Source organism: Flavobacterium sp. AJR, assembly GCF_002156885.1.
Taxonomy (GTDB): Bacteria; Bacteroidota; Bacteroidia; order Flavobacteriales; family Flavobacteriaceae; genus Flavobacterium.
Genome location: NZ_NCWQ01000116.1, coordinates 1 through 10,068, shown reverse-complemented (window position 1 = coordinate 10,068; position 10,068 = coordinate 1). Strand labels below are relative to the sequence as shown.

At 34.1% G+C, this 10,068-nt stretch carries 4 protein-coding genes and 1 pseudogene; all 5 read right to left on the bottom strand.

Annotation, left to right across the window (positions count from 1 at the left end; translation table 11 throughout):
* Nucleotides 1–941 (bottom strand): annotated as a pseudogene (locus tag B8T70_RS21525) (hypothetical protein); the annotation flags it as partial.
* A 634-nt stretch (nt 942–1,575) separates the two neighbouring features.
* Nucleotides 1,576–3,222 (bottom strand): hypothetical protein, encoded by a 1,647-nt coding sequence (locus B8T70_RS21520; RefSeq protein WP_086896181.1) that lies wholly within the window; start codon nt 3,220–3,222, stop codon nt 1,576–1,578.
* Between the two features lie 98 nt (nt 3,223–3,320).
* The gene (locus tag B8T70_RS21515) at nt 3,321–6,089 is read right to left on the bottom strand and encodes a hypothetical protein (protein ID WP_086896180.1); all 2,769 of its coding nucleotides are present in this window, start codon (nt 6,087–6,089) and stop codon (nt 3,321–3,323) included.
* 830 nt (nt 6,090–6,919) lie between these two features.
* A complete protein-coding gene (locus B8T70_RS21510; protein ID WP_086896179.1) occupies nt 6,920–8,143 on the bottom strand; it encodes a sterol desaturase family protein in 1,224 nt (407 codons plus the stop codon).
* Between the two features lie 142 nt (nt 8,144–8,285).
* On the bottom strand, nt 8,286–9,572 hold the full coding sequence (locus B8T70_RS21505) for a Glu/Leu/Phe/Val dehydrogenase (protein WP_242667540.1): 1,287 nt from the start codon (nt 9,570–9,572) through the stop codon (nt 8,286–8,288).
* Nucleotides 9,573–10,068: the final 496 nt, after the last annotated feature.

Below are 10,068 nucleotides of genomic sequence, written 5' to 3'. Positions count from 1 at the left end.
CCATCAACTCCATCTTTTCCATTTACTTTAACCCACTTACCGTCGGCATCTTTAACATAGATATAACCTGTTGTAGTGTCAACCCAAGCAGTAGTTCCAGCAGGTGCTGTAACTCCAGCTAATCCAGGGATACCAGCACCTCCAGCTAAACCAGCTGCGCCATCAACTCCATTATTTCCACTTACTCTTATCCAGTTTCCTGTATTAGGATCTTTGATAAATACAACTCCATCTTCATTTACCAATATAGTAGCATCAGCTGGAATATTAGTAGCATCCTTTCCAGGATCTCCTTTAATACCAGCAATACCATTTTTTCCGTTGTTTCCACTTACCTTAACCCATTCTTTAGTAGTAGGATTATAGACATATATAGCACCTGTCGTTGTATCAATCCAAGTTGTAGTACTTGCAGGTGGTGTAACTCCAGCCTCACCAGGAACTCCAGGTCCTCCAGCTAAACCAGTGGCTCCATCAACTCCATCTTTAGCACTTACTTTTACCCACTTATCATTGGCATCTTTAATGTATACATAACCAGTAGCAGTATCTATCCAAGCAATAGCATCCGCAGGAACAGTAACTCCCGTGTCACCAGGAACACCTTGACCTCCAGCTAAACCAGCGATCCCGCCAGTAACTTCACTTGAAATAGCAAGTCTTTGCCAACTATTATCAGATACAGACCAATAGTAATAACCTGGTTTAACGTCTGATACAGTCGCCATATTAAAAACCAGTAAACTTTCTTTGTTACCTTTTGCAATTGTAGTAATATCCGTTGAGCCTGTTAATGTAACTCTTGGGATTAACATACCTTTGTCCGTAGCATATACTTCCAGCTGAGCTGAAGCATCTGGATTTAGTTTTCCTATTCCTACCTGTGAGTAGGCTGAATAACTACCTAAGACAAAAAGTAAAGGGAGTAATCTATTCTTCATATTATTTAATCTTTAATGGGTTATTAAAATTATTTACTTCATCGAAATTGATTCTACTGCAAAAAACCTCATCATAACTTGATATTAAGTTAATTAATAAAGAATTGAAAGTATAGGATCTTGTTGCACGAAAAGACAAATCACATTCTGACATCATAGATTTTCTACTATTTTAATTGCTTTATAGAATTAATTTCTATACATTATCAACATCAATGTTCTTCATAATTAAACACTTAGTTTCAAAGCACAAAGTTCCCTGTAAACAAAACTTATTTATACCCTTAAAAGTTTTTATACTTACAATTTAAGGCATACTTACAAAATCTTTAAAACATAGAAATAAGACACTTACACCATTTAAAATATCAATATCTACCTATTACTCTAACCCATTATTCATAACACAAAACAGCTTTTTAATTATTAAAACAATAAAAATGAACTACAAAATGATTCCTCTAAGAAAAAGTCAACAAATTTTTCTTTTATCAATGCTTTTTTTAACACTGTAACATATCGACGCAGTTCATTTAAAACTCTAAAAAAACATCCGAAGATTTACATCCATAAACAAGTAAGGGCAGTTCATTTCTGAACTGCCCTTACTTGTTTAATAAAACCCAATTTAAAGTTATGGTTTATAATTTATTCCATTTGTAGTAGCTCTGCTTACTGCCCATGCCATAATGTTACCCCATAATGCAGAGTTTGCTCCTCCGTTTCCACTAAGTTTTGGTGTAGTTCCATCAAGTAAATTTCGGTTTAACCAACCTCCATCACCTACAAAGAACAAACTAGTTCCTGTAGCCCTAAACACTCTTGAACCTCCCGCATTGGTATTATAATCAACAATTGCTCCAGCTGGGAAACCTTTCATGGCATTACCACCACCACCATCATCTTCCCAGCCTAAGCCAGTTAAATCTCCAAAAGGGCCTTTGATGATTTGATCATTAACAGCGTTAAACTGTTCTACCCTCGCTTGTGTAACATTTGAATTGGTAAGAATATTACTTGGATACCCCATCATTGTTGCAACATTCAAAGCAACTTGAGTATTACCAGATTCAGTAAAATAAAGTACTACTCCTCCCGCATCAAGATATCCCTTAAGCAAAGTTGCTTCAGCTGTATTCATATTATACGGATAATGCACTACGATAATATCTGGTTTACTCGCAACGGTACTTGCCATATTACCACTATTAGAAACAGTAAATCCTTGTGCTTTTACTATACTAGTAGTAGAAGTACCAAAATTTGCAGCGGCTTTTATAAGAGCCAGTGCCTCTCCTGAATTAGCACCATAACCACCTCCATTAAAATCGACTAATCTTAAATTAGGAGAAGCTACTGTATAATTCATGGTTACAGAATTTGGCGTTAATGTACCATTCGAAGTTATAGTAACTGGAAATGTTCCTCCAGCAAGTGGCGTACCTCTACCTGTTAATGTAATTGTCATTGGGTTTTGAGTAAAGGTCCCAGAAGATGGTCCAAATGTCATTCCATTAACTGTAACAGCTGGAATACTATAAGTAGAACCAAATGCACTAGTATTTCCACTAAGTGAAATAGTAATTGAGTTTGTTGAAGAATTCAATGGTGAATTCACAATTCCAATACCATTAGAACTTACTCCATTAAGAGCAAACATAGGAGCAATAGCCGAAGGTGCTACCAATATATCTTTTGTACAAGTAGACTCTACATCATTCATGGTAATATAAATCTTATCTGGATTTGATGCAGTTCTTTCCGCTTTAGGAGATCCCATTCCTCCAATAATAAGCTCTACTGGTCCAGTACTCGAGAACGTACCCGAAGCATTGTAATAATACCCATTATCAGGTTTTGCAGCTACAGAGATAATATACGATCCCTTTTTTTCTACATTTAATTTTAAGGTAAGAGTTGTATTAGACACACTCTGTCCTTCTTTAAAATCTCCTGCAATAACAACATCGCTATCACAATTAAGAATCTTAACCATTGCCTTTGGCGTACCACAGTTACCTACCCAGTCTTCACCAGTATAGCTCTCTATACAATTAGTCTCTAGATTAAAAATTGTCAATCCAACTGCTGGATTTGATATCCCATCTCTTTGCTCTGTAGTTAAACGAGGTAGCAAAAATCCTTGATTGGAAGACTTTAATTCCAAAACCGCAGATGCATCCGCTTTTTGGGTTCCTATTCCTATGGGATCTGCATTTTGCGCAAAAACCTGCGCAAAAGACAAGATTGTTATTAATAATACTAAAATATTTTTTTTCATTGTTCTTAATTTTTAACGTTATTTTTCTAGCCATAGCCAATAAGCCTTGGTCAATTGAATGACCAGGCTTACGAACTATAAGTAAATAATAATTTAAATTACATAGTATACGTAATTACGTACCAGTTTACTCCATTTGATTGTAACGTAACTTTCATACTTCCTGCAGTTGCTCCTCCAAATAAACTTCCTGCCATATATGTATATCTGGCTTTACTTGAATAGCGTATTTCATGGTTAAAATTAACCACTATAGGTGTGTCATCTGCTTTTACCATATCAAACTGGTTTATTACTAATATTCTACCTTTGCTTAAAGCTGGATCTGGAAGTGTAATCGTAATATCTTTAGTTAGGTTTTCTGCAATAACTGTATAATCATCTACTGTTACTACATAATCATCACTAATTACTTGTATTCCCAAAATGTTATTAGGTGCTACTTTTCCACTTACAGCAATCCATTCTCCCACAGCATCTTTTACATAGATAACTCCATCTGTTGTATTAATCCAAGTTGTAGTACCTTCTGGAATTATAACACCTGTATCACCAGGCGCCCCAGGACCTCCAGCTAAACCAGGAGCTCCATCAACTCCATCTTTACCACTAATTCTAACCCAGTTTGGAGATTTATCCACCCATTCTTTATCACGACCTGCAACTGTTTTATCAGTCCCGACATAAGCATAAATATCGCCATTTGGTGATTTTACAATCGCATCAAGCGTAGTGATTGACCCTGGAGTACCTGGTTCACCATCGGCACCTGGAATTCCGCTCTCACCATTTAGTCCATTAATTTTTGCCCAGTTTGGAGATTTTGCTGCCCATTCGGCATCTCTTTCTGCAACAGTTTGACTTGTTCCTATATAGGCATAAATATCACCATTTGGAGATTTTACAATTGCATCAAGTGTTGTGATTGAACCTGCTTTACCTGGTTCCCCTGTTGCACCTGCAATTCCTTCTTTACCATTTAAACCATTGATCTTAATCCAGTTTGGAGATTTTTCTGCCCATTCTGCATCTCTTTCTGCAACAGTTTGACTTGTTCCTACATAAGCATAAATATCACCATTTGGAGATTTTACAATTGCATCAAGCGTAGTAATTGAACCCGCTTTACCTGGCTCCCCTGTTGCACCTGCAATTCCTTCTTTACCATTTAAGCCATTTATTTTAACCCAATTTGAAGATTTCTCACTCCATTCTTTATCACGACCAGCAACAGTTTTATCTGTTCCTACGTAAGCATAAATATCCCCACTTGGTGTTTTAACAATTGCATCAAGTGTAGTGATTAAACCTGGCGTACCAGGCTCTCCATCAATACCTGGAATCCCTTCTTCTCCATTCAATCCATTTATTTTAACCCAGTTTTGAGATTTATCAACCCATTCTTTATCACGACCTGCAACTGTTTTATCAGCCCCAACATACGCATAAATATCACCACTTGGTGTTTTTACAATTGCATCAAGTGTAGTGATTGAACCTGGCGTACCTGGCTCTCCGTCAGTACCTGGAATTCCAGCTTCTCCATTTAATCCATTTATTTTAACCCAGTTTGGAGATTTATCAACCCATTCTTTATCACGACCCGTAACTGTTTTATCAGCCCCAACATATGCATAAATATCACCACTTGGTGTTTTTACAATTGCATCAAGTGTAGTGATTGAACCTGGTGTACCTGGCTCTCCGTCAGTACCTGGAATTCCAGCTTCACCATTTAAGCCATTAATTTTAACCCAATTTGGAGATTTTGCTGCCCATTCAGCATCACGACCCGCAATCGTTCCATCAGATCCTACGTAAGCATAAATATTTCCACTAGAATCTTTTACAATAGCATCAAGTGTAGTAATTGTACCCGCTTTACCTGGTTCACCATCTATACCTTTAATTCCATCTATACCTCTTTCACCAGTTAATGGAATCCATTTGGTAGTATCCTTAGGGTCTCTTACATATACAATACCTGTAGATTGATCAATATACATTTGGATTGTTCCATCTATTCCAGCTGTACCTTCTGCTCCTGGTACTCCATTACCTCCAGATAAACCATTTTTACCGTCAAGTCCATTCTTACCATTAATTGAAGTCCAACTTGCAGGGTCAGTTGGATCTGCTCCAGGTGTCAATACATAAATAGTACCTGTAGTATTATCAATCACAATTGTTGATCCAGATGGTATTGATACACCGTCAGTTCCTGGTTTACCATTAACTCCATCAATTCCATTCTTAACACTTAACGGAATCCAATTATCTTTGTTTTTTGGATCTCTTATATATATAATACCAGTAGACTGGTCAATATACATTTGAATTGTTCCATCTAAACCTGCTTCTCCCGGTAAGCCAATGCCTCCAGCAATTCCATTTTTACCGTCAAGTCCATTTTTACCATTAAGAGTAGACCAAGTTCCATCTATATTTTGCACATAAACAATACCAGATACTTGATCTGTATAAATACTTACATCTGCACCAGGATACCCAGCTTCTCCTCTATTACCTGGAACACCATTACCTCCAACAACACCACCACTACCTCCAGTGGCTTCACTTGAAATAGTAATTCTATTCCATTTACCTTCATACCAGTAATAGTAACCTGGCTTAATATCAGAAACAGTTGCAGTATTAAAAACCAGCAAACTTTCTTTGTTACCATCTTTAATTGTAGTAATATCCGTTGAGCTTGTTAATGTAACTCTTGGAATTAGGATACCTCTATCGCTAGCAAAAACTTCTAGTTGCGATGAAGTACTTGGTGTTAGTGTCCCTATACCTACTTGTGAGTAAGCGGAATAACAACCTAAAACAAAAAGCAAAGGGAGTAATCTATTCTTCATATGATTTATTATTTAATTGAATTATTATGTGTTTTTAATTTATTGTAGAAATAAAAAAATCTTAAATCAGATCACAGTAAGATTTAATTAAATCTTACTCTCTTCATTTATTTCCTCAAACACAGTTAGTTTGAGACTACAAAGGTCTTCCTTAAGCATATCTGTTTTTACCAATAAAAGTTTTTAAACTTATAGAATAGGACAATACTCGTTTATAAGAAAAGTTTTAAATAATAATCTATAGAGCGATTATAAAAACACCTATTAATATGTTTTTTAGCAGAAGTTTAAATAAGTAAAAGAGTAGCCGAAAGAAATAAAAACCAAAAGGCATTAAAATGGTAAAAAGATTAAATGAATCTTTTAGATAAAAAAACAGAATACAATATCCTCCTAAAAATAGAAATGAGGAAACCAAAATTTCCTCATTTTCTAACTAATAACAAAAGCCCAAAATAAAATTGAATTCAAAAAAATTGTTTACCCTACAATTTAAAATACAAATCTACTCACAAACAATAGTTACAATAACCACTAAAAGTTTTTTAATCCATAGATTCGGACATTATTTAAAAAACATAAAAAAAGTAAAGAATCTAAAGTATTAAAGTTCGAAGCATTAAAAGGGAAAAATAAATAATAATTTATAATGAAGTTTTTGTAGAAAAATATTAATTCTCAAAACAATATAAAAAAAGCCACAGTTTATTTAAATCAAAGAAAGATATAACCAGATTGTTATCAAGTAAATCTCTCTAATCAGCAAAAGTCTGTGGCAAAAAAAAAATCTTTCAAAAAGAAGTGCTTTTAAAATCTCATTTCTTTATAATTCATTCTGATGTTTCTAACTGAAGTACGACATTTTGGTATTTTTCTCCCAAAGAAAAAACCTGTTCTGCTAAAAACATTATAATAACAGGGATAATAAAAAATTCAACTTCGTTTACGATATATAAAGAATAAGTTGTACAAATAAAAATGCGAAAATATTCTAGATAATAAATCCATTTGCGTTGTTCTAATAAAGCACCACAATTAATAAGCGTAATAATAATAAAAGATAAAACAAATATTTTATCGGATGCATCCAAAGAATCAAAATAATAGGTAAAAATTGTTAGCAAAAAGGTACTTACTCCCAATTGTAAATAAAGATAATTCTTGAACTTAAGCCGATGACTAGGATTGTCTTTGTCTTGCAAAAATCGTTTCTCTAAAATTGGACGAATATCTTGATCCATATCAGCAGGACTTCCAAATATAGCATTCCAACCGTCTTTAAATCCTTTAGACCGTTTCCATAATTCATAAATCTCAAAATAATAATGAAAATGCTGCCAAAGAAAACTATAGCTTTTTAATGGATGAGTCAGTCCGTATTTTGGTTTTTCTTCCTCTTCTTGGAAAGTCCCAAAAATGCGATCCCAAAACGTAAACATATCTCCATAGTTTTTATCTAAGTATTTCTCATCTGAAGCATGGTGTATTCCATGAACAGATGGGGTAACAAAAACATATTCTAACCATTTTATTCTTCCTATAACCTGAGTATGTGTAAAAAAAGAATAAGCTCCATGCACAATAAGCATCGTAATAACCATCTTGGGATGAAAACCTATAAATGGTAAAACACACCAAAATCCTGTACGGATAATTGCCTGAAAAGTAGTTATTCTTGCTGCTGCTGTAAAATTGAATTCACTGCTATGATGATGTACGATATGAGCCGCCCAGAAAAAATTTACTTCATGCCCTAATCTATGATACCAATACCAAACAAAATCTGTAGCGAGAATCAATCCTATCCATACTAAAAAATTACTCGGTATCTCAAAAAGCCTATAATTATTATAAATCCAATAATACAATTGATAAAAACTAGCAGCAATAAAGAGGTTGATTAGCCGCTCGGCAATACCAATACTTATATTCGAAACAGAGCTTTCATAGTTAAAAAATTCGGGCCTATTACTTCGCTGTGCAAGTCGAAACTCGATATACACAAAAAGAAAAAAAGCAGGCATAGCAAACGCCAAAAAATTAATGTGTTCCATTTTTTAAAAAGTATGTTCGTATTTAGGGAAAGAGTTCTTGTAAATAATTGAAAGTTTTAAGAAAAAGACATTTCCATTGATTATATGTAACCAATGGAAATAATCTTAATCTAGTTGAAAGTCAAATTAGTATCTAATAAATTTAATTCTGTTTGAATTTTTTCTCAATCAATTTAATCTCTTTTACAGCCTGAATATCTGCGACTTTACGCAAAGCAATTATATAAGCTGCAATACGTGGTGTTACTTTATATTTTCTTGAAGTAGCAAAAACTGTTTCGAAACTTTTCTCCAGTATATCTTCCAAGCGTTTATTAATCTGACTGATTTTCCAGGACTCTAAAAGACAATTCTGAAGCCACTCAAAATAGGATACCGTAACTCCTCCCGCGTTTGCTAAAATATCTGGCACAACCAAAACATTATTTTCATGCAAGATTTTATCTGCATCTGAAGAAACTGGTCCGTTTGCTCCTTCAACAATTATTTTTGCCCGAACATCCCCAGCATTTACAGCAGTAATTACATCTTCTTTGGCAGCAGGAATAAGTACATCTACATCCAATAATAATAAATCTTCATGTTTTATAGCAACTGCATTTGGATATCCGTTAACGCTTTTATTATTTAGATTATAATACAAAATAAGCTCAGGAATATTAATTCCTTCTGGATTATAAAAAGCTTCAGAAACATCACTAACAGCAACAATTTTCAGTCCTTTTTCGAATAAAAACAAAGCCGAATGAAGTCCAACATTTCCAAACCCCTGAATGGCAGCTGTAGATCTTGCAGGTCTTAATTTTAATTTTTGAAGCGCCAGAATACTAATAATACTTACCCCTCTACCAGTAGCTTCTACTCTACCTAAGGAACCACCCGAATGCAAATGTTTACCAGTTACAACAGCATGAATTGTTTTGCCATGAACTAATGAAAACTCATCCATTAGCCACCCCATCTCATCTGGACCAGTTCCCATATCTGGAGCCGGAACATCTTTATCAGGACCAAAAATATCTGATAAAGCATTAGTATATTCTCGTGTTATTTTTTCTAATTCGGATTTAGAATGCAATCTTGGGTCACAGATAATACCGCCTTTGGCTCCACCAAATGGGATTCCTGTAACAGCCGATTTCCATGTCATCCAGGCCGCAAGAGCTTTAACCTCGTCCAGATTAACAGCAGTATCATAACGAATACCTCCTTTAGATGGTCCTAAAGCAGTGTTGTGAATTACGCGATAACCTTCGAAATTTTGTTCTGTACCATTATCAAGTGTAATCGAAAAATTAACTACTATTTGTTTCTCTGGTCTTTGCAATTTTTCTCTAACCGATTCATTCAGTTGAAGAATGTCGGCTGCTATATTAAAACGATCAATCATCGATTGAAAAGGGTTCTGTTTTACGATTTGTGAACTCATAATTTTATGGGGGGTTAAATTATATTTCTTATTAAATAAAGTATAGCAATTGAAAATGAACTGCATAAAAAAACCCTTTTGTAGATGTTACAAAAGAGCTCAAAATATTATTTTATAAATAACAGCAACTTCTGCAACAGGGAAGGATTTTCATCTGGCAGCATTGCATCATAATGTTCGTATTTATAGAATATAAGCTCATAATTTATTTTTTATTTTACCATTAAGAAATTAAGCTCATTAAGTTTTAAATATTTAATCTCGTACTTTTTTTAGCATATAATTTCAAAAAAATGAACACAGATGACACAGATTCAAACGGATTTAATTTTTAGCTTAAAAAAACAAGAGCAATACTTAATGAAACTTAATTTCTTAATGGTTTAAAATTTTCTTTTTAAAAATCTTAAGTAAAAAGCCTTTTTAAAAGTATTTAAAAAAGGCTTTTTCTTTACTAACTAACCAAACCATAGAATGCCTGTTCATACAATAAATC